Here is a 20,954-nt window from a genome sequence, read left to right on the forward strand (position 1 = left end):
GGCAATGACCCTCAGCACCCGCAAACTCGGCAGCCAGGGGCTGCAGGTCTCGGTGATCGGCCTCGGCTGCATGGGCATGAGCCAGTCCTACGGCCCTGCCGACGAGGCGGAATCGATCGCCACCCTGCACCGAGCCATCGAACTCGGCTGTACCTTCCTCGACACGGCGGAAGTCTACGGCGCTTATGCCAATGAAGAACTGCTCGGGCGGGCGCTGAAGGGCCGGCGCGATGAGGTGACCCTTGCCACCAAATTCGGCTTCCGCATCGAAAACGGCAGACAGGTCGGCACGGAGCGTGACAGCCGGCCCGACCATATCCGCGAGGCGCTGGAGGGCTCGCTGAAGCGGCTCGGCACCGACCATATCGACCTTTACTACCAGCATCGCGTCGATCCGGCGGTGCCGATGGAAGACGTCGCCGGCACGGTCGGCCGGCTGGTTGCCGATGGCAAGGTGCGCTTCTTCGGCCTGTCGGAAGCGGGCGCGGCGAATATCGGCCGTGCGCATGCCGTGCACCCTGTCTCGGCGCTGCAGAGCGAGTATTCGCTTTGGGAGCGCAATCTGGAGCCGGAGATCATCCCGCTGCTCAAAAAGCTCGGCATCGGCCTGGTGCCGTTCGCGCCGCTCGGCCGCGGTTTCCTCGCCGGCGACGTCAAGCGCGCCGAGGATTATCCGGAAGGCGATTTCCGCCGCGGCGACCCCCGCTATCAGGGCGCCAACTATGACGCCAATGTCGCGGCTGCGGCTGCGGTGCAGGAGGTGGCCGCGGCCAAAGGGGCAAAGCCCGCACAGATCGCGCTGGCCTGGGTGCTCGGCAAGGGCGACGGTTTCCGCATTGACATCGTGCCGATCCCGGGGACAAAGCGGCGCAAGTATCTCGAAGAAAATGTTGCTGCGGCCGCGATCACGCTCGACGCGGCCGAGATAGCTGCGCTCGACGCAGCCCTTGCGCCGGGCAAGGTCTCAGGGCCGCGCTACAATGAGCGGGTGATGACAACGATCGACAGGTAGAGGCGTCTAAGCTGCCAATCTCCCCCCTCGTGGGGGAGATGCCTGGCAAGGCAGAGGGGGGCGCGAAGGATCGCCCGCATCAAGTATTCTGCGTAGAGGTTAGCTCAAAGATGTAAGTGAAATTGGCCAATGTCGGCGGGACAGCGCCCCCCTCTGTCCTGCCGGACATCTCCCCCACAAGGGGGGAGATTAGCAGTTTCAGCCCCTCGCCTCACCTTGCGTAATCGATTTTCCTTGGCTAGCATCCTCGGGTCGGCGCCGTGCGGAGGAGAACGTTGCGGCGGACCGGCTGGAGCGCCTCGCGTCCCCTCGGGGCGGTCACAGGACACTCCATTTTTGAATTGACGCAAGGACCGTCCCGAGCCGCTCCCGGTTTCGGGCTCCTGCGTTCATGTGGAGGATATCTGATGAACAGACGCGAATTCCTGTTGTCGACCGTGGCGACCGGCGCCATGGCGCTGGCCGCGCCCATGGCCTTTGCCGCCGACAAATTGACCATATTGGGCTCGGTGCCCAATCTCGGCTTTCCGTTCTTTGTGCACATGCTGAACGAGATCAAGGCGGAGGCGCAGGCGCAAGGCGTCAATCTGACCGAGAGCGACGGCCAGAACTCGGCGCCGAAGCAGACCGCCGACATCGAGGCCGCACTTGTGCAGAAGGTCAACGCCATCGTGATTTCGCCGCTTGACGTCAACGCGCTGGCGCCGGCGATCGAGGAAGCGGTCAAGGCCGGCGTTCCGGTGGTGACGATCGACCGCCGCGTCGACGGCGTCGAGGGCATTCTCGCCCATGTCGGCGCCGACAACGTCAAGGGTGGCGAAGCCGAGGCGCAGGCCATGGTGGCGGCGTTCCCGAACGGCGCCAAGCTGTTCCATTTGCAGGGCCAGCCGGGTGCCGGGCCCGCGATCGACCGCAACAAAGGCGTCCACAATGTGCTCGATCCGCTCAAGGACAAGTACCAGATCATCTTCGAGCAGACCGCTAATTTCGCCCGCGCCGAAGCGCTGTCGGTGACCGAGGCCGGGCTTGCCGCCAACGGCAAGCCGGACGCCATCATCTGCGCCAATGACGACATGGCGCTCGGCGCGCTCGAAGCCTGTGCCGCGCGCAACTTCACCGACGTCAAGATCTACGGCTTCGACGCGCTGCCGGAAGCGCTGGTCGCCGTGCGCGACGGCAAGCTCGCCGGCACGGTCGAGCAGTTCCCCGGCGAACAGTCGCGCAAGGCGGTGCAGATCGCGGTCGCCTTCGCCAGGGACAAGACCGAGCCGAAGGAGAAGCTGGTGCTGTTGACGCCGATCGTCATCGGCAAGGACAATCTCGACAAGGCGGAGAGGTTGAACGAGACGAAGTGAAAGTAGGGCCCATGACGGGTGGAGGTCGCGCTCTGTCGCGCCCCCCTCTGTCCTGCCGGACATCGCCCTCACTTGGGGGGAGATTGGCCGTCACGTCTGCTTTCGCCAATCGCCAACGTTATAGAAATAGTGCTGCCGGCAAAACTGCTGATCTCCCCCCGTGTGGGGGAGATGTCCGGCAGGACAGAGGGGGGCGCTGTCCCGCTGCCTATCGCAATCCGGGAGCAATGCTTGTCCGCCGTTGAACCCACCGCATCATCGCCCCCGCTCCTTTCCGTCGAAGGCGTGACCAAGCATTTTTCCGGCGTCACCGCGCTCATCGACGTTTCGCTCGAGGTGCGGCCCAGTGAGATCCTTGGCCTGCTCGGCGAGAACGGCGCCGGCAAGTCGACGCTGTTGAAAATCCTGTCCGGCGTGATGCCGCCGTCAAGCGGCCGCATCGTCTTCGACGGCGCCGACTACGCGCCGTCCAGTCCGCAGGATGCGAAGCGGCATGGCATCGTCACCATCTATCAGGAACTGAGCCTGATCCCGACGCTGACGGTTGCGGAAAACATTTTCATCGGCCGCGCGCCGCTCGGGCCGCTCGGGCTGGTCAGCTGGCGCAGGATGGAGGACGCCTCGCGCGCGATCATCGCCCGCGTCGGTCTCGACATCGATCCGGCGACGCCGGTGTCCTCGCTGTCGGTAGCCGAACAGCAGCTGGTCGAAATCGCCCGCGCTCTGTCGCTGGAAAGCCGCCTGATCATCATGGACGAGCCGACCTCGGCGCTGACCGAGACCGAGGTGCAGAAACTGATGTCGATCATGGACAGGCTGCGCAAGGACGGTGTCGCCATCATGTTCGTCACCCACCGGCTGGAAGAAGCGTCCGCCATTTGCGACCGCATGACCGTGCTGCGGGACGGCAGGCTGGCCGGTCATCTCGACCGCGACGGCCGGCCCATCCAGATTCCGAAGATCATCGAGAAGATGGTCGGCCGCGCCGCCTCCGAACTCTACGCGCGGCCGACGCAGCGCGACGTCGCCGGCGAGGTCCGGCTCTCGGTGCGAGGCTTGCGAACGGTGCGCGATCCGCTGGCGCCGCACGCCATCGTGCTCGAAGGCGTCGACCTCGATGTGAAGGCCGGCGAAATCCTCGGCGTTGCCGGTCTCGTCGGTTCCGGCCGCACCGAGCTTGCCCGCGCCATTTTCGGCGCCGACCGCATCGCGGCGGGTAACATCACGCTGGACGGCAAGCCGATCGCCCCGGCCTCCCCCGCCGACGCCATCAAACTCGGCATCGGGCTGGTGCCGGAAGACCGCAAGCACCAGGCGATTTTTGCAGCACTTGGCATTCTCAACAATTTCTCCATCGCCTCGCTCGGCCGCTACAGCAATGGCGCCGGCTTCATGGCCGAACGGCGCGAGCGCGAGGCGCTGGCCGGCTATCGCAAGGCACTGTCGATCCGCATGGCTTCGCCCGAGCAGGCGATCGAGGGGCTGTCCGGCGGCAACCAGCAAAAGGTGATCCTGGCCCGCTGGCTGGCGCGCGACCCGAAAGTACTGATCGTCGACGAGCCGACGCGCGGCGTCGATGTCGGCGCCAAGGCCGAAGTGCACCAGATCCTGGTCCAGTTGGCTGCGCGCGGCATCGCCATCATGATGATCTCGTCGGAGCTGCCGGAGGTGCTGGCAGTGTCGGATCGCATCGTTACGATGCGGCGCGGCCGTATCACCGGCGAAATGCCGGGCATCGAAGCGACCGAGGAAAAACTGATGGAACTGATGGCGCTCGACCGCAAGCAGGACGCAACGCAATGACCAGCACCACCGAACAGACCCAGCGCAGCGGCATCAACATCGCGCGGCTTCTGATGAGTTTTGGGCCGCTGATGTTCCTGGCGGTGTTGATCGTCATCTTCACCGTGCTGAAGCCGAGCTTCATCGATCCAATCAACCTGTTCAACATTTTGAGGCAGATCTCGATCACCGGGCTGATCGCGCTCGGCATGACTTTCGTCATCCTCACTGCCGGCATCGACCTGTCGGTCGGCTCACTGCTCGCCTTCTGCGGCATGGTGGCGGCGGTGGTGGCCAAGGGCGGCACCGCCAACACGCTGTCGCTGTCGACCACGGGCACGCAAGGATATGGCTGGTTCGCCGCCTTGCTTGCCGCCGTCATCGTCGGGGCGCTGGCCGGCGGCGTCCAGGGCTTTGCCATCACCAGGCTGAAAGTGCCGCCCTTCGTCGTCACGCTGGGTGGTCTCACAGTGTTTCGCGGCCTGACGCTGACCATCTCCAATGGTGGACCGATCTCCGGTTTCGACGCCTCGATGCGCTGGTTCGGCACCGGGCTCATCGGACCGGTGCCGGTGCCGGCGATCATCTTCGCGGTGGCGGCCATCCTGTGCCACATCGTGCTGCGCTATACGCGCTACGGCCGCGCCGTCTATGCCGTCGGCGGCAATGCCGAGGCCGCGCGCCTTTCGGGCCTGCGCGTCGACCGCATTCTGATCTCGGTCTATGTCATCGTCGGCTTCTTCGCCGGGCTGGCGGCCTTCGTTTTGTCAGCACGGCTCAACTCCTCCGAAGCCGTAGCCGGCATCGGCTACGAACTTACGGTGATTTCCGCCGTGGTCATCGGCGGTACCTCGCTATTCGGCGGCATCGGCTCGGTCGGCGGCACGGTGGTGGGCGCAGCGCTGATCGGCGTGCTGCAAAACGGGCTGCAGTTCAACAATGTCTCGTCCTACACACAAAGCATCGTCATCGGCCTGATCCTGATCCTGGCCGTGGCCTTCGATCGTTGGCTGAAGTCGCGGGTAAGGCGGTAAGGGATCGGCCATGGTTCAGATCAGGGCGATGGCAGAGAACGATGTAGCGTCGGTATCGCGGCTGCTGGGAGAGTCTTGGCGGCGCACCTATTCGTCGATCCTGGGACCTGAAAATACCGCGCGGCTCTCGGACGACAAGCATGCGCCCGAGCGGCTGGCAGAGGAACTTGGGGACGACAACAAGATGTCGTTCGTGGCCGAACGGCCGGACGGTTCGATCGCCGGCTACGCGATGGCGGCGATGGACGATCGTGGCGATGTCCTGCTCGACCGGCTGCACATCGACAAGACAGAGTTCGGCAGCGGGCTCGCCACCGACCTGCTGCACGCGGTGCTTGTCGCGCATGCCGGCATCCCCAGCATTGCGCTGGAAGTGATCGAGGGCAACGACCGGGCGATCGCCTTCTATCGCAAGCACGGTTTCGAAGTGGTCGAGCGCCGCCCGGCCGCGCACGGCGTTGGCGGCCACGCCTCGCTGATCATGCGCCGGCTGCTGTCGAGGGCGTAAGGGGAGGGAATAGGCCGTAGGGAATAGGGAATAAGGTGGCGCAGACCGATACCCTACGCCTACAGCCTACTGCGCCGCCGCTTGCCGGCCGTCCTCGTCGTCCGGCATATCGAGAATTTCGATCAGCCGCGCCACCTTCGTTCCCGGCAAGGGGCGGCCCTCGTTGACCAGCGCCTCGTCGGCACCGAGCCAGGCGAACGCCTCGCGCAGTTCTTGAAGGGTGGCGCCGGTCAGCGCGATGTCGGCTATGACCGCCTCGTCTACCGGCCCCAACACCGAAATGATGTCGTCGCGTGTCATGGTCACCTCCATGCTAAGTGCCGGCAGGTCGTCGAGTTGACGCCGGGATCCGGCCATCCAGTCAACGGATTGCGAGCGAAAGCCGCCGACAAAGCAGAATCTGGGTCTTCTTTTCGACTAAGCAAGGTGAACGCGCCTTTTGCCTTCAAGCAGCCGAATGCCGATCGATGCTGTAGAGATGCACGGGATAGCCGGGACCGATGGCGTCGCGTACCCGGCCCGTCCAGGCACGAACCGCCGGATAAGCCGCCAGCGCAAAGCCGCAATCTTCGGCACGGTGGCCGTAGGCATAGACAGCAATGTCGGCGATGGTGAGCATGTCGCCGACAAAGGAACGGCGTGTCGTTCAGGCTGCGCTCCAGCGCTGCCAGCGTGCGGGCGCCGGCTTCGCGCTTGGCCGGAAGCGTCGCCTGGTTGCGCTCCAGCCTTCCGGCCAGCGTCCAGAAGCGCAGGGAGCCGATGACCGGCTCGACATGGTACTGTTCGAAGAACAGCCATTGCATAACTTTCGCGCTGACATAGCGATCCGCCGGCAGCAAGGGCGTGCCTTCGGCGAGATAAATGAGGATCGCATTCGATTCGGCGATCGCACGGCCATCCTCGAGTTCGAGCACAGGAACGGCGCCGGCCGGGTTGAGCTTCAGGAAGGCGTCGGTGTGGCTCTCGCCCTCGAAAATCGACACCAGGCGGCTTTCATAGGGAATGTTGAGCAGGCCGAGCACGACCCTCGCCTTCCAACCGTTTTGCGACGGCAAATAATCATGAAGCGTGAGCATGGCTGTCCTTTCGCTGCGGTCGACGCCTGATTTGCACGGTGCCACGATACCAGCCACCTGAATCCTGCAATGTGTACGCGCGGAAACAGATAAACTATACGCATGTAGAGTTTTATTGACCGCTGTATGTGCGATTTACCCGATAAACACTTGCGTCGGATAACTGCGCGGGCAAGCAATCAGTTTGCGTGTGAGAGGAATCGCAAGCATGAGCCTTTCGCGCCGAAGCGAGATCGCCGCCGAGGCCGTGGGGCCAACGATTGTCGCCGGCGAAATCCTGGTCGAGATCATGGCGACGGAACGGGGTTTCGGCTTCCTCGAGCCGCAATCGCTTGTCGGGCCATTCCCCAGCGGTGCGCCGGCGATCTTCATCGATCAGGTCGCCCGGCTGGGAGGCGGCGCCGGCATTATCGGCTGCGTCGGCCGCGACGATTTCGGCACGCTCAACCTGGACAGGCTGGAGCGCGACGGCGTCGACGTCTCAGCCGTCGATATCAGCGACCGCTTCCCGACGGGATGCGCCTTCGTGCGCTACCGGCCCGATGGTATCAGGGACTTCGTCTACAACATCGCCGAATCCGCCGCCGGGCAGATCCACCTGACCACTGCTGCGCGCCTGCTGGCGGACAGGGCCGGCCATCTGCATATCATGGGATCGACGCTGTCGGTGGCAGGGCTGAAGGAGATCGTCAGCTACGCAGTGCAGGCGGTTCGTGCCCGCGGCGGCTCGACCTCATTCGACCCGAATGTGCGCAAGGAGCTGATCGACGGCTCCGACGGCGCACTGTTTTCCGCACTCATCGACGATGCCGACCTGCTGCTGCCGTCCGGCGACGAATTGCTCGCTACGGCGGGCGTCGATGACGAGCACCGGGCGGTGGCGGCGCTGTTTGCCAGGGGCGTCGGCGAGATCGTGCTGAAGCGCGGTGCTGACGGCTCTTCCTGGTTCGGCGCCGACGGCGCCAGGATCGACTGCGCCGGTTTTCAGGTCGAGGAAGTCGACCCCACGGGCGCCGGCGATTGTTTCGGCGCCACCTACCTGACCTGCCGCCGCCAGGGGATGGAGCCCGGCAAGGCGCTGCTTTATGCCAATGCCGCCGGCGCCCGCAACGTCACCCGGCGCGGCCCGATGGAGGGCGTCACCAGCTTCGACGGACTCGATCAATTCATCAAGGGAACAGCGAGACGGACATGAGCGCCAACCCGCTTGCAGGCCTCGCCAGCGCGCGCAAAAACGGCTCGCCCTACGGCATCACCTCGATCTGCTCCGCGCATCCGCTGGTGATCCAGACGGCGATCAGGCGCGCCGTTGCCGACAGGGAGAAAAACCTGCTGATTGAGGCAACCTGCAATCAGGTCAACCAGTTCGGCGGCTATACCGGAATGACCCCGGCGCTGTTCGTCGCCTTCGTGCTGGAGATAGCCTGCCGCGAGGGGCTGGAAGCCTCGCGTATCATCTTCGGCGGCGACCATCTGGGACCGAACCCGTGGCGCGCAGAGCCGGCGGCGCAGGCGATGGACAAGGCCGAGGCCATGGTCGGCGCCTATATCGCGGCCGGCTTCACCAAGATCCATCTCGACGCATCGATGGGCTGCGCCGGCGAGCCGGCGGCGCTTGACGACGAGACCATCGCCACCCGGGCGGCGCGGCTGGCAAAGGCGGCCGAAACGGGCGCGCACGCCGCAGGCAGCACCTTGCCGGTCTACATCATCGGCACCGAAGTTCCCGCCCCCGGCGGCGTCGACCATGCGATCAGCGAGTTGAAGCCGACCGAGGCGGCGGCGGCGCGGCGCACGATCGAGGTTCACCGGGAGATCTTTGCCCGCGAAGGCCTGACCGAGGCGTTCGGCCGCGTCATGGCCGTGGTGGTGCAGCCGGGCGTGGAATTCGGCAGCCAGAATGTCGTCGCCTACGCGCCCGAAAAATCCAAGGGCCTGACCGGCTTGCTCGATGAGCAGCCGTCGCTCGTCTACGAGGCGCATTCGACCGACTACCAGACCCGTGCGGCTTTGACCGCGCTGGTCGCAAACGGCTTTCCTATCCTCAAGGTCGGCCCCGGCCTGACCTTCGTCTTGCGCGAGGCGCTTTACGGGCTCGACCTGATCGCCTCCGAAATGGCCAGGGACTATGGCGACCGGTCGCTCGCCCGGACCATGGAAAGCGCGATGCTGGCAGCCCCCGGCCATTGGCACAGCCACTATCATGGCAATGAAGCAGAGCTATATGTGCAGCGGCATTACAGCTACAGCGACCGCATCCGCTATTATTGGAGCAACCCCACCGCTGTCGCGGCCGTCGAGCGCCTGCGCAAGGCGCTGGACGACGTTGCCATTCCCGAAACGCTGATGCGGCAATTCCTGCCGGCGCTGCCGGCCGAACTCGGGCCGGCGGGCAATCCCGAGGCTATCCTTCTCGAAGCTGTCGATCAGGTGCTGGCCGACTATGACGCGGCCTGCCGTGGGACCTGAGTGCATTGCGCCGGGTTGATCTTTGCCTCAGCCCAGTGTCTCTGACGTTTCCATGAAACCAGCCATGTTCTTTCTCCTGTTCGCGGCCTCCCTGCTGGCGTCGCCGGCACGCGCCGACTGGAAGCCGGTCGAAAAGGTCGAGACCTACGCCATCGCAGGGCGGACCGGCCCGGAACTCTATGCCGCGATCGGCGAAGCCGGCCCCTTGCTCGGCAAGGGTCGGGTCATTGCGCACACCAATTTCAAGCTGACCTGGACCAGGGACTACAGGCCGCAAGGCGACGCCTGCGTGCTCAAATCGGCGCGCCCGAAACTGATCATCACCTACACCTTGCCGAAGCCGGCCGAACCGTTGCCGGCTTCCGTCCAGAAGAACTGGACGGTGTTCATCGCCGGGCTCGCCGCCCACGAGAGAGTGCATGGCGCAGCCATCGCCGAGATGGTGCGCAAGATCGAGGCGGTGAGCGTCGGCCTGACCGTTACTGATGACCCCGCCTGCAGCAAGATCAGAACCGAGCTGACGAGGCAACTCGCCCAGATCTCGCTGGCTCAGCGGCAGGCGAGCCGCGACTTCGACCGGGTCGAATTCGGCCCCGGCGGAAACCTGCAGAAGCTGGTGCTGGCTTTTGTGAATGGGGGGTAGTTTGCCGGCGAACCGGTCATTGCCCCGGTGTTCCGAATGACAAGAGCACCGGCCGCATGGCCGCTTTACAGGCAGGCTTGGTAGCGCTACCGTCTGATCGTCACGCGACCTGTTGGGGGAATGGGAGACGGTCGCGAGGCGGGAGAGGAGCGGTTTCCTTCGGGGCGTCGCAAGAAGCATTCGGGAGGAGATCGATGGCGTCTGTCGCGATCGGCGATGTTTACAAATCGTTCGGGACCGTCGAGGTCCTGCATGGCGTCAGTGTGGATATCGACGACGGCGAATTCGTCACGCTGGTCGGCCCGTCGGGTTGCGGAAAATCGACCCTTCTCAGGATGATCGCCGGCCTGGAAAAGATTTCTCGGGGCGAGATCGCGATCGGGGATCGGGTCGTCAACAACGTTGCGCCGAAAGAGCGCGACGTTGCCATGGTGTTCCAGAACTACGCGCTCTACCCGCACATGACGGTCGCCGAGAACATGGCGTTCTCGCTCATGCTCAAAGGTGTTTCGAAGGCCGATTGCGCTACCAGCATTCAGCGCGCCGCCGAAATCCTCGGGCTGGTGCCATTGCTGACGCGATATCCGCGCCAGCTTTCCGGCGGCCAGCGCCAGCGCGTCGCCATGGGCCGGGCGATCGTGCGCGATCCACAGGTTTTCCTGTTCGACGAACCGCTCTCCAATCTCGACGCCAAGCTCAGGGTGCAGATGCGCGCCGAGATCAAGGAACTGCACCAGCGGCTCAAGACGACCACAGTCTATGTCACCCACGACCAGATCGAGGCCATGACCATGGCCGACAAGATCGTCGTCATGCATGACGGCATCGTCGAACAGATCGGACCGCCGCTGGAGCTCTACGACAGGCCAAACAATCTCTTCGTCGCCAGTTTCATCGGCTCGCCCGCCATGAACCTGATAAAGGGCGAGATCGTCACCGACGGGTCTCCGTCCTTTCGCGGCGCCGGGGGAATTTCCGTGCCGCTGGCCGGCGCGCCGGCCGTTGGCAACGGTCATCCGGTGGTGCTGGGAATACGGCCCGAGCATTTGCGGCTATCGTCAGACCAAGCCATTCCAGTCACCGTCGCGGTGGTCGAGCCGACCGGGTCGGAAGTGCAGATCATCGGCCGCACCGCCGGCGGCGACGAGATCGTCGCCAATTTCCGCGAACGCCATGCCTTAACACCGGGCGAATCCATACGGCTCTCTGCCGCGCCTGGCCTGATTCATCTCTTTGACGGCAAGACCGGAACACGATTTGAAGCGCGTAACGGATGGTAAGGACCGCATAGCGAGGAAGATAAACCGGAGGAGACGACCATGAAATTCACGAGACGCGATGTAATCCGCACGACCGCAGGTGCTGCGGCGGGAGCTCTGGGAAGCCGCTTCGTCGGCTCGCCGGCTTTTGCCCAGGAGGGCTTGAAATACAAGCCCGAGGAAGGCGCAAAGCTGCGGCTGCTGCGCTGGTCGCCCTTCGTCAAGGGCGATGAGGATCAATGGCTGGCCAACACCAAGCGCTTCACCGAGGCGACAGGTGTCGAGGTTCGTGTCGACAAGGAAAGCTGGGAGGACATTCGCCCCAAGGCAGCGGTCGCCGCCAATGTCGGTTCGGGCCCGGACCTCATGTTCGTCTGGTTCGACGACCCGCATCAATATCCCGACAAGCTGCATGACGTGACCGAGCTCGGCGAGTATCTGGGCTCGAAATATGGCGGCTGGCACGACGGACCAAAGCAATATGCGACGCGGGACGGCAAGTTCGTCGGCCTGCCGCTGGCCACGATCGGCAATGCCATCGTCTATCGCGAAAGCTGGGTGAAGGAGGCCGGCTTCTCCGAATTTCCGAAGGACACGGCAGGCTTCCTCGAGCTCTGCAAGGCGTTGCAGGCAAAGGGACATCCGGCCGGCTTCACGCACGGCCATGGCGTCGGCGACGGCAACAACTACGCGCACTGGCTGCTGTGGAGCCATGGCGGCCAGATGGTCGACGAGAGCGGCAAGGTGGCGATCAACAGCCCCGAGACGCTAAAGGCGATCGGTTACGCGCAGGAACTCTACAAGACCTTCATTCCCGGGACCGAAAGCTGGCTCGACGTCAATAACAACCGCGCCTTCCTGGCCGGCGAACTCGGTGTCATCGCCAACGGAATTTCGGCCTACAACACGGCCAAGATCAACAAGGACAACGATCCGAAACTGGCTGAGATCGCCAAGGACATCCGCACCACCAACCTGCCGATCGGTCCCGTCGGGAAATCGGTCGAACTGTTCCAGGTGACAACGGCCGTCATCTTCAACTACACGCCCTACCCCAATGCGGCCAAGGCCTATCTGCAGTTCATGTTCGAGGATCCGCAGATGACCGACTGGATCACTTCCTCGGCGGGCTATTGCTGCCAGACGCTGAAGGCCTTCGACAACAATCCGGTGTGGACGGCCGACCCGAACAACGCCGCCTACGCCAAGGCCTCGGCGACGCTGCGTCCCAACGGCTATGCCGGGCCGCTCGGCTATGCCTCGGCGGCGACCATGGCCGACTATGTCCTGGTCGACATGTTCGCCAAGGCGGTGACCGGCCAGGCGACGCCGCAGGAGGCGATGGAAGAGGCGGAGAAGCGCGCCAACCGTTACTACCGCGTTTAAGAGCACAGCTGAGCCGGGCAGCCTCCATTGCACTGCCCGGCCCGGTTCCTGAAATCGCTTGCCCGAAATAGCTTGGCGGTCGCCCGCACCGACCAAGGAGACCTCCTGAGGAAGCTGTCCATGGCCGTGCCGTCCGTTGCCGCCCAGCCGCGTCCGTCGATGCTTTCGCGGATCTCCGAAAGCCGCAACGCGCTGGGCTTCGGCTTCATGCTGCCGGCGGCGGCGCTGCTGCTGGTCTTCCTGACCTATCCGCTCGGGCTGGGCGTCTGGCTCGGTTTCACCGATGCCCGGATCGGCCGCCCCGGCATCTTCATCGGCGTCGAGAATTATCAGTACCTTTGGAATGACAACGTCTTCTGGCTCTCCGTCTTCAACACGCTGCTCTACACGGTCAGCGCCTCGATCCTGAAGTTCGTGCTCGGCCTGTGGCTGGCGCTCATCCTCAATGAAAACCTGCCGTTCAAATCGTTCTTCCGCGCGATAGTCCTGCTGCCCTGGGTGGTGCCCACTGTACTGTCAGCCATCGCCTTCTGGTGGATCTACGATTCGCAGTTCTCCATCCTGTCCTGGGCGCTGCAGCAAATGGGCCTGATCGACCACCGCATCAATTTCCTCGGCGATCCGGAGAATGCGCGCGCTTCGGTTATCGCCGCCAACGTCTGGCGCGGCATTCCTTTCGTCGCCATCACGCTGCTCGCCGGCCTGCAGACCATTCCGCAGTCGCTCTACGAGGCGGCCACGCTCGACGGCGCCAGTCGCTGGCAGTTGTTTCGTTATGTGACTCTGCCGCTGCTGACGCCGATCATCGCCATCACCATGACCTTCTCGGTGCTGTTCACTTTCACCGATTTCCAGCTGATCTACGTGCTGACCCGGGGCGGACCGGTGAATGCCACGCATCTGATGGCGACATTGTCTTTCCAGCGCGGCATTTCCGGTGGCCAGCTTGGCGAGGGCGCGGCCATCGCGGTGGCCATGATCCCGTTCCTGCTGGCGGCGATCCTGTTCAGCTATTTCGGCCTGCAACGCCGCAAATGGCAACAAGGCGGCGGAGACTGACATGGTCAAGACGGCCGCGACAAGGAAGGCGAAACGTGGGGATATCGACGAAGGCGGCATGGGCTACCTGCAGAGCCTGCCGCGCCGCGTGGTGACGGTCTATCTGCCGCTGCTGGTGTTCGTCTTCGTGCTGTTGTTTCCGTTTTACTGGATGACGATCACGGCGGTTAAGCCCAATCTCGAGATGACCGACTATGCGCAGTTCAATCCGTTCTGGGTGGTGCATCCGACATTGGAGCATATCCGCTATCTCCTGTTCGAGACCTCCTATCCGGGCTGGCTGCTCAACACGATCATCATCTCGACCGCCGCTACTTTCCTGTCGCTGCTGGCGTCGGTGTTCGCCGCCTATGCGATCGAGCGGCTGCGGTTTTCCGGGGCGCGGCAGGTCGGCCTCGGCATCTTCCTCGCCTATCTGGTGCCGCCCTCGATCCTGTTCATTCCGCTGTCGGTAATGGTGTTCAACCTCGGGCTCTACGACACGCCCTTCGCGCTCATCCTTACCTATCCGACCTTCCTGGTGCCGTTCTGCACGTGGCTGTTGATGGGTTACTTCCGCTCCATCCCGTTCGAACTGGAAGAATGCGCGCTGATAGACGGAGCGAGCCGGTGGCAGATCCTCACCAAGATCGTGCTGCCGCTGTCGGTGCCCGGCCTGATCTCCGCCGGCATATTCGCCTTCACCCTGTCATGGAACGAGTTCATCTATGCGCTGACATTCATCCAGTCCTCGGAAAACAAGACCGTGCCGGTGGGTGTGCTGACCGAGTTGGTGCGCTCCGACGTCTACGAATGGGGGGCGCTGATGGCGGGAGCGCTGATCGGCTCGCTGCCGGTGGTGGTGCTCTATTCGTTCTTCGTCGAGCACTATGTCTCGTCGATGACCGGCGCGGTGAAGGAGTGACGCGCCGGCTCACGCGAGGCGACCGGCGCGGTCAGATCGCGCCGATGATGCCGCCGTCGACGCGGATGTTCTGGCCGGTAATGTAGCCCGCACCTTCGGAAGCGAGGAAGGCGATGGTCGCGGCAATTTCCTCCGAGGTGCCGTAGCGCTGCATCGGCACGCTGTCGCGGCGCTCCTCGGTGGCCGGCAGGCTGTCGATCCAGCCGGGCAGCACATTGTTCATGCGCACATTGTCGGCGGCGTAGGTGTTGGCGAAGATCTTGGTGTAGGCGGCAAGCCCGGCGCGGAACACGGCGGATGTCGGGAACATCGGGCTCGGCTCGACCACCCAGGCGGTCGAGATGTTGATGATGGCGCCGGCCTTCTGCTTGACCATCTGCGGCGCCACGATGCGCACCGGCCGGATGACGTTCATCAGATAGACGTCGAGACCGGTGTGCCACTGCTCGTCCGAGATCTCGAGGATCGGCGCGCGTGGCCCGTGGCCGCCGCTATTGACCAGCACGTCGATGCGGCCGTAGCGCTCGAGCGTCAGGTCGGCGAGCCGCTGCAGATCGTCATTCGACTGGTTGGAGCCGGTGACGCCGAGGCCACCAAGCTCTTTCGCCAAGGCCTCGCCCTTACCTGAGGACGACAGGATCGCGACCTTGAACCCGTCCGCCGCCAGCCGCTTGGCCGCCGCCGCGCCCATACCGCTGCCACCGGCGACGACCACTGCCACTTTTTCTACACTCATTTTTCTCTCCTTGGGGTTTTGCGGCGTGTGTCTCGCGACTTCAAAGGATGATATAGCCGGTCTTGCCATCTGGTTCGAACCAGAAAGCCTGAAATCAAGCTGTAGAAAAACTCCTGCATGCCCGAAGCCTTCCTGAGCCTGCCGCCGTTGAATGCGCTGCGTGCCTTCGAAGCCGCCGCGCGTCATCTCAACTTCCGCATCGCCACGCAGGAGCTGAACGTGACGCAAGGGGCGGTGGCGCAGCATATACGCGGGCTGGAGGCGGATCTCGGCACAAAACTCTTCGACCGGCTGCCGCGCGGCCTAGCGCTGACCGATGAGGGACGTGCCTATGCGCCGAACATTCGCCGCGCCTTCGAGCTGATCTCCGAGGCAACGCTGCTTGCGGCCCGAGCCGGCGCGGCTGACGATCAGCGTCACGCCGAGCTTTGCCACCAAATGGCTGATCCCCAAACTGCCGGAGTTCGTCGCCCACAACCCGCTCGTCGATTTGCGCATCCTGGCCAGCCAAAGCCTGTCGAGTTTTCAGGCCGACGGCGTCGACATTGCGGTCAGGCAAGGCCGCCCGCCCTTCGGCGCCGGCCTGATGGTCGACCTGTTGTTCCCACAGCAGATCGTCGCCATCTGCAGCCCTGCCCTGCTGCCGACCGGCGCGAACGAGATCGCGCCGACCGACATCCAGCACCACGTCCTGCTGCACGACGCGCACAATCTATGGCCGGAATTCATGGAAAAGGCGCTCGGCCTGAGGATGGCCGCCGAGGCCAAACGCATGCGCTTCAACCAGACAGGCCTCGCGATCGACGCCGCCATTGCCGGCCAGGGCATCGCGCTGGCCAGCCGGTTTCTCGTATCCGCCGACATTGCCGCCGGCCGGCTGGTGCAGCCGATCAACGCGGAGATGCGTGGGACGCACGATTTCTATGTCGTGATGCCGCGCAAGCAACGGCACCCAGAACCGACGCAAGCCGTGCGGCGATGGCTGCTGGATGAGGGCGATGCGGCGCGGCTGTGATGGATAGCCGATCTCCCCTTTTACCGCCGCCGCGCAATGTCGGCCGCCACCGCCTTCGCCTCCCTGCCGATTTCTCGTAGCAGACCGGTGACCGGATTGTAGAAGCCGACGAGGTAGAGGCCGAGTTGAGAGGCGCGGGCGTTGACGCCACTGCGCTCCGGCTGCAATTCCACGGGCAGAAACTTTTCGTAGCCCGGGCGATAGCCGGTGGCGAGGATGACGGCGTCGAAATTTTCCTGCCTGCCGTCGGTGAACGCAGCGCCGCGCTCGGTGAAGCCCGCTATGTCGGGTGCGATCTTGATGGCGCCTTTGGTGATGGCGTCGACCGTGCCGACGTCGATGACCGGGATGCGGCCGACTTCGTCGATCTGCTGCAGGATGCCCTGCTTCGGCCTGACGATGCCGTATTTCTCGAGCTTGCCCAGCGCGAAATCGAGGATGATCGGGAACATCCAGTCGTTCAGCGCCTGCGGCATCGGCCGGCTGGCGATGCCGACCATCTGGATCGGCACGCCGAACAGCTGGCGCGGAACGATGTGGACGCCCTTGCGCACCGAAATGGTCGGACGCGCGCCACTTTCCGCCAAGTCGAGCGCGATCTCGGCGCCGGTGTTGCCCATGCCGACGATCAGCACCGAGCGGCCGGCAAAGGGCGCCGCTTGCGTATAGTCGGCGCTGTGCAGCACCTCGCCCTTGAAAGCCTCGATAGCAGGGAGCCGGGGGACGATCGGCTCGGCATTGTTACCGCTGGCGATGACGACATGGCGCGCCTTGATGTTGTCCGATCCTGTCTCGACCAGAAAACCGCCGTCCCCGAGGCGAATGGCTTTCACCGTCACGCCGAAGCGCGGGCGCAGATCGAATTTTTCCGCGTAGTCGTCGAGATAGCGGACCACCATTTCGCGCGGCACGTAGCGCGGATAATTTTTGGGAAAGGGCAGGAACGGCAGCGACGAGAACGACTTGACCGTATGCAGATGCAGCCGCCGATAGTGCCGCCGCCAGGCGGGCGCGATCTCCTGCGATTTTTCGAGCAGGATGAAATCCACTCCTGCCCGCTTCAGGCAGGCACCGACCGCAAGGCCGGCAGGCCCGGCGCCGATAACGACAGTGGTGTCCAAGCGATTCTCCTCCCGCTAGCTCCTTAGGCTACGCGTAGAAGCGCAGGCGGGACAAGGCGCGCCTCACCTTCTGCCCTTGTTGGAGAAGGTGGATCGGCGCGCTAGCGCCGAGACGCCTTCGCATCGCGGCGCGCACGCTGCGCATCCTGTCCGGTCTCGGCTCACCCAGGGTGACGAATGTCTATCCCGGCAATCGCCCCATGCTGTCGGACGGGCTGCCTGTCGACGGCCGCACCGCGGTCGAAGAGCTCTACGTGCATGGCGGCATGGGCCCAATCGGCATGCATGCCGCCCCCGCCACCGCGCGCTGGCTGGAAGAGGCCGTGTTCGGGCGATGGCAATCCGAAGCAGACATGGCTCTGGCCACAGCGATTTGCAGGATGGGAAGGGTGAGGCTGCGCGACGTCGTGTCGATGTAGCCCGCCATCGGCCCGAAGGGAGGGCTGGCGTTGCTCCTTAGCCGATATGCTCGGCGCGCAGCTTCTTCTTTATCTGCTCCAGGCCTGCCTCGCCGCCCGTCGCCAGTTCATCGGCGATCCTTGCCAGCTTGTCATCGGCGTTGCGGTTTTTGCTGCCCCAGGCGCCGAGCGTCGCCAGCACCGGCAACAGGTCGATGCCCGCCTCCGTCAGCTTGTAGATCGCCTTGAGCTTGTGCGTGGGGTCGTCGCTTCTGGTGACAATGCCCTCATCCTGCAAGGTCTGCAGCCGCTCGGCCAGCGTGCGCGACGAGATGCCTTCGCCTGATAGCAGAAACTCCCGGAAGTGCCTTTTTCCCGCGAAAATCATGTCGCGGATGATCAGCAGCGTCCAGCGGTCACCGAGCAATTCGAGCGACAGGCTGATGGGGCAGCCGGATCTTTCCCTGGTCGACATTTGAATGCTTCCATTTTTAAATCACTTTACTATTGACATCATTTTTCTCTCGTGTCAATGGTTCCGAAAGTAAAGCAATCACTAACGCCGCCTGACCTGGCGCTGGTGACACCAGAGCTCAATCAGGAGAACGACGATGAGAAAGCTGATCCTGCAGATGCAGATATCGGTCGACGGTTTTGTCGGCGCGGCCGGCGATGAGCACTGGCAGCTCTGGGAATGGGGCGCCAACTGCCCGTGGGACGACGACTTGAAGCAGGATTTCAACACGGTGTTCGCTGGCATCGATACCATTCTGCTCAGCCGCAAGATGGCCGAAGAAGGCTATCTAACCCATTGGGGCAATGCCGCAAAAAGCTATCCGCGCGATCCCTTCTACGCTTTTGCGCAGCGCATCGTCGAGGCGCGCAAGGTGGTGCTGAGCGACAAGCTCGCGGCATCGCGGTGGGAGCGCACGACGGTTGCCAGCGGCGACCTGCCGCGCGAGGTCAAGGCGCTGAAAGCTGAAGGTGAAGGCGACATGGCGGTATTCGGCGGCGCCGGCTTTGCCTCGGCGCTGATTGCAGCGGGGTTGGTCGATGAGTTCCAGCTGTTCATCAATCCGGCCGCGCTGGGCGACGGCGAGCGGATTTTCGACCGTGGCGGCTTCCGGAAATTGCGCCTCCTCGGCTCTAAAGCCTATGCCTGCGGAATGGTGGTGAACCGCTACGCGCCGGCAATGTGAAGCAGTTCAGCGATTGAATCCGTGGACCGCTTCAACTCTTTGTTTTTGCGAGAACTCCGGACGGATCACCGCAACCCGCTCCTCGTGAACCTGCGCTAGAAATTGATCTCGACCGAAGCGGCACTTCGCTTTGCCGGCCCGTGAAACACCGCCTCGATGTTGTTGCCGTCGGGGTCGAGCAGGAAGGCGGCGTAGTAGCCGGGGTGGTAGGGCCGCTCACCCGGCGCGCCATTGTCGGCCCCGCCGGCATCGAGGCCGGCCCTGTAGAAGGCATCGACCATGGCGTTATCCCTGGCCTGGAAGGCCAGATGATGGCGCCCGGTCAGTTGTCCCCTCGCCGCTCGGCTGTCGAGGCTTGAGATGAACAGTTCGTCGGCCCAGAAATAGTCCTCGGCCTCGCCGCCGATCGGAATGCCGAGCGCCTTGAAGACTGCTACATAGAAGCGCCGGCTCGCCTCGAGGTCCCTGACCACCAGCTGGACGTGGTCGATGAGGCGGCCGCGATGCAGTTCCATGAGCGATCTCTCCCGTCGCGAGACCACAAAGCTAGCGCCGCGGAGCGGCTCGTCAATTCGGCAGTCTATTTGTCGGCGCGCTTGGCAGCCTTACACCCCTGCTTTTGTCATATCCGGATGGACTTCCACGCAGACCGGATAAAAAATGCAACCGGATTGTCGGATTCGAAATCCCGCCAACGTCCTTCGGACGCAAGCGGCGCAACGGAGCTGGAGCGAGTGGCGCCGCATCGAAACCGATCTCGGGAGAAGAGCATGAACAGTTCCTACCGTTGGGTGATCGTCGCGTGCGGCGCGCTGATGACCTGTGTGGCGCTCGGCGCGATGTTTTCGCTGGCGATCTTTCTCGAGCCGATGGCGCTCGACACCAACTGGTCGCGAACCGGCATTTCCAGCGCCATGACGCTGAATTTCTTGGTGATGGGCGCAGGCGGTTTCGCCTGGGGCGCCATCTATGACCGTGTCGGCGCCCGCCCGGTGGTTTTTGCCGGCGCGGTGCTGCTCGGCCTGTCGCTGGTGGTGGCGAGCCGAGCCCAATCGCTGCTGGTCTTCCAGCTGAGCTATGGCGTCATCGTCGGGATGGCGGCCAGCGCCTTCTTCGCGCCGATGATCGCGCTGACCACCGCCTGGTTCGAGACCCATCGCAGCCTGGCCGTGTCGCTGGTCTCGGCCGGCATGGGCGTGGCGCCGATGACCATTTCGCCCTTCGCACGCTGGCTGATCACGGCCTATGACTGGCGTACCGCCATGTTCGACATCGGGATCATGGCCTGGGTGCTGTTGCTGCCGGCCGTCTTCCTGGTGCGCCAGCCGTCGGCGGCGGTCGCGGCAGCGGATGGCAGCGCGCCCGCGCCTGCCGCGGCCCCCGGCATGTCAGTCGGCCAGGCGCTGCGCTCGCCGCAATTCCTGGTGCTGGGCATGACCTTCTTCGCCTGTTGCGCGGCGCATTCGGGGCCGATCTTCCACATGGTGAGCTATGCCATGTCGTGCGGCGTGGCGCCGATGGCAGCCGTGTCGATCTACAGCGTCGAGGGCCTTGCCGGCCTTGGCGGGCGCGTGCTCTACGGCGTGCTCGGCGACAGGTTGGGCGCCAAGCCGGTGCTGATCGTGGGCCTCGCCATCCAGGCGGTGGTGATCGCCGCCTATCTCGCCGTCGGCAATCTCGAGCAGTTCTATCTCCTGGCGATCATCTTCGGCGCCACATATGGCGGCGTCATGCCGCTCTATGCGGTTCTGGCGCGCGACTATTTCGGGCCACGCATCATCGGCACGATACTTGGCGCCGCGACCCTGTTGTCCAGCCTCGGCATGTCGTTCGGCCCGCTCGCCGGCGGCATGATCTTCGACGCCTATGCCAGCTATTCCTGGCTGTTCATCGGCTCGGCGCTGATCGGCCTCGGTGCTGCCGGCATCGCCATCGCCTTCCCGCCGCAGCCCGGCCGAGAGAGGCTGCAGGCGGCATGAGCGAAATTTCCCCTCGAGG

The 20,954-nt window shown here is 64.0% G+C and carries 20 protein-coding genes and 2 pseudogenes; 16 read left to right on the top strand and 6 right to left on the bottom strand.

Going from position 1 to position 20,954, the window contains the following annotated elements:
• Window positions 1-4 precede the first annotated feature (4 nt).
• The 5 genes from NKI35_RS13535 (at window position 5) to NKI35_RS13555 (ending at window position 5,691) form a co-directional block, all read left to right on the top strand.
• Window positions 5-1,012, top strand: coding sequence for an aldo/keto reductase (locus NKI35_RS13535; RefSeq protein ID WP_352740374.1), 1,008 nt, complete (start codon window positions 5-7; stop codon window positions 1,010-1,012).
• A 407-nt stretch (window positions 1,013-1,419) separates the two neighbouring features.
• Window positions 1,420-2,367, top strand: coding sequence for a substrate-binding domain-containing protein (locus NKI35_RS13540; protein WP_023673481.1), 948 nt, complete (start codon window positions 1,420-1,422; stop codon window positions 2,365-2,367).
• 171 nt (window positions 2,368-2,538) lie between these two features.
• Window positions 2,539-4,170, top strand: a complete 1,632-nt coding sequence (locus NKI35_RS13545; protein WP_488494635.1) for a sugar ABC transporter ATP-binding protein — start codon at window positions 2,539-2,541, stop codon at window positions 4,168-4,170.
• A complete protein-coding gene (locus NKI35_RS13550; protein ID WP_023673479.1) occupies window positions 4,167-5,183 on the top strand; it encodes an ABC transporter permease in 1,017 nt (338 codons plus the stop codon). The genes NKI35_RS13545 and NKI35_RS13550 overlap by 4 nt, the downstream gene beginning before the upstream one ends.
• Window positions 5,184-5,193: 10 nt before the next feature.
• Window positions 5,194-5,691, top strand: a complete 498-nt coding sequence (locus tag NKI35_RS13555; protein ID WP_023831053.1) for a GNAT family N-acetyltransferase — start codon at window positions 5,194-5,196, stop codon at window positions 5,689-5,691.
• A 66-nt stretch (window positions 5,692-5,757) separates the two neighbouring features.
• On the opposite strand, the gene NKI35_RS13560 is transcribed toward NKI35_RS13555, so the two are convergent.
• Both NKI35_RS13560 and NKI35_RS13565 read right to left on the bottom strand, forming a co-directional pair.
• Complete coding sequence (locus tag NKI35_RS13560) at window positions 5,758-5,991, bottom strand: hypothetical protein (protein WP_031193476.1); 234 nt, start codon at window positions 5,989-5,991, stop codon at window positions 5,758-5,760.
• Window positions 5,992-6,136: 145 nt separating this feature from the next.
• Window positions 6,137-6,767: pseudogene (locus tag NKI35_RS13565) on the bottom strand (glutathione S-transferase family protein).
• A gap of 208 nt (window positions 6,768-6,975) precedes the next feature.
• On the opposite strand from NKI35_RS13565, the gene NKI35_RS13570 reads away from it, so the two are divergent.
• From NKI35_RS13570 to NKI35_RS13600, 7 genes are all read left to right on the top strand, one after another.
• Window positions 6,976-7,962, top strand: coding sequence for a tagatose kinase (locus NKI35_RS13570; RefSeq protein ID WP_023699147.1), 987 nt, complete (start codon window positions 6,976-6,978; stop codon window positions 7,960-7,962).
• Entirely contained in the window at window positions 7,959-9,236 is a 1,278-nt protein-coding gene (locus NKI35_RS13575) for a D-tagatose-bisphosphate aldolase, class II, non-catalytic subunit (RefSeq protein WP_023831054.1), read from the top strand. The genes NKI35_RS13570 and NKI35_RS13575 overlap by 4 nt, the downstream gene beginning before the upstream one ends.
• A gap of 52 nt (window positions 9,237-9,288) precedes the next feature.
• On the top strand, window positions 9,289-9,879 hold the full coding sequence (locus NKI35_RS13580; RefSeq protein ID WP_023673473.1) for a DUF922 domain-containing Zn-dependent protease: 591 nt from the start codon (window positions 9,289-9,291) through the stop codon (window positions 9,877-9,879).
• A gap of 194 nt (window positions 9,880-10,073) precedes the next feature.
• The gene (locus tag NKI35_RS13585; protein ID WP_352740377.1) at window positions 10,074-11,159 is read left to right on the top strand and encodes an ABC transporter ATP-binding protein; all 1,086 of its coding nucleotides are present in this window, start codon (window positions 10,074-10,076) and stop codon (window positions 11,157-11,159) included.
• 39 nt (window positions 11,160-11,198) lie between these two features.
• Window positions 11,199-12,524 carry an ABC transporter substrate-binding protein gene (locus NKI35_RS13590; RefSeq protein WP_023693796.1) on the top strand — a complete coding sequence of 442 codons (1,326 nt, stop codon included), beginning with the start codon at window positions 11,199-11,201 and terminating at the stop codon, window positions 12,522-12,524.
• A 159-nt stretch (window positions 12,525-12,683) separates the two neighbouring features.
• The gene (locus NKI35_RS13595) at window positions 12,684-13,583 is read left to right on the top strand and encodes a carbohydrate ABC transporter permease (protein ID WP_373432851.1); all 900 of its coding nucleotides are present in this window, start codon (window positions 12,684-12,686) and stop codon (window positions 13,581-13,583) included.
• Between the two features lies 1 nt (window position 13,584).
• Complete coding sequence (locus tag NKI35_RS13600) at window positions 13,585-14,487, top strand: carbohydrate ABC transporter permease (RefSeq protein ID WP_023673469.1); 903 nt, start codon at window positions 13,585-13,587, stop codon at window positions 14,485-14,487.
• A 31-nt stretch (window positions 14,488-14,518) separates the two neighbouring features.
• On the opposite strand, the gene NKI35_RS13605 is transcribed toward NKI35_RS13600, so the two are convergent.
• The gene (locus NKI35_RS13605; protein WP_023712526.1) at window positions 14,519-15,223 is read right to left on the bottom strand and encodes an SDR family oxidoreductase; all 705 of its coding nucleotides are present in this window, start codon (window positions 15,221-15,223) and stop codon (window positions 14,519-14,521) included.
• A gap of 117 nt (window positions 15,224-15,340) precedes the next feature.
• Here NKI35_RS13605 and gcvA point away from each other — a divergent pair.
• A pseudogene (gene gcvA / locus NKI35_RS13610) lies at window positions 15,341-16,238 on the top strand (transcriptional regulator GcvA).
• Window positions 16,239-16,258: 20 nt separating this feature from the next.
• Here the strand turns inward: gcvA and NKI35_RS13615 are convergent.
• Window positions 16,259-17,359: a flavin-containing monooxygenase gene (locus tag NKI35_RS13615; protein ID WP_352740379.1), complete on the bottom strand. Its 1,101-nt coding sequence runs from the start codon at window positions 17,357-17,359 to the stop codon at window positions 16,259-16,261.
• A 170-nt stretch (window positions 17,360-17,529) separates the two neighbouring features.
• Here NKI35_RS13615 and NKI35_RS13620 point away from each other — a divergent pair, with 170 nt between their 5' ends.
• Window positions 17,530-17,778, top strand: a complete 249-nt coding sequence (locus NKI35_RS13620) for an FAD-dependent oxidoreductase (RefSeq protein ID WP_245274447.1) — start codon at window positions 17,530-17,532, stop codon at window positions 17,776-17,778.
• 37 nt (window positions 17,779-17,815) lie between these two features.
• On the opposite strand, the gene NKI35_RS13625 is transcribed toward NKI35_RS13620, so the two are convergent.
• Window positions 17,816-18,232, bottom strand: coding sequence for a winged helix-turn-helix transcriptional regulator (locus NKI35_RS13625; RefSeq protein ID WP_023819079.1), 417 nt, complete (start codon window positions 18,230-18,232; stop codon window positions 17,816-17,818).
• Window positions 18,233-18,368: 136 nt separating this feature from the next.
• On the opposite strand from NKI35_RS13625, the gene NKI35_RS13630 reads away from it, so the two are divergent.
• The gene (locus tag NKI35_RS13630) at window positions 18,369-18,956 is read left to right on the top strand and encodes a dihydrofolate reductase family protein (RefSeq protein WP_023740061.1); all 588 of its coding nucleotides are present in this window, start codon (window positions 18,369-18,371) and stop codon (window positions 18,954-18,956) included.
• A gap of 95 nt (window positions 18,957-19,051) precedes the next feature.
• On the opposite strand, the gene NKI35_RS13635 is transcribed toward NKI35_RS13630, so the two are convergent.
• Complete coding sequence (locus NKI35_RS13635) at window positions 19,052-19,471, bottom strand: VOC family protein (protein WP_023819080.1); 420 nt, start codon at window positions 19,469-19,471, stop codon at window positions 19,052-19,054.
• Window positions 19,472-19,726: 255 nt separating this feature from the next.
• Here NKI35_RS13635 and NKI35_RS13640 point away from each other — a divergent pair, with 255 nt between their 5' ends.
• Complete coding sequence (locus NKI35_RS13640; protein WP_352740383.1) at window positions 19,727-20,935, top strand: MFS transporter; 1,209 nt, start codon at window positions 19,727-19,729, stop codon at window positions 20,933-20,935.
• Window positions 20,936-20,954: the final 19 nt, after the last annotated feature.

It is taken from the genome of Mesorhizobium sp. M0676, from assembly GCF_040320535.1.
Classification (GTDB): Bacteria; Pseudomonadota; Alphaproteobacteria; order Rhizobiales; family Rhizobiaceae; genus Mesorhizobium.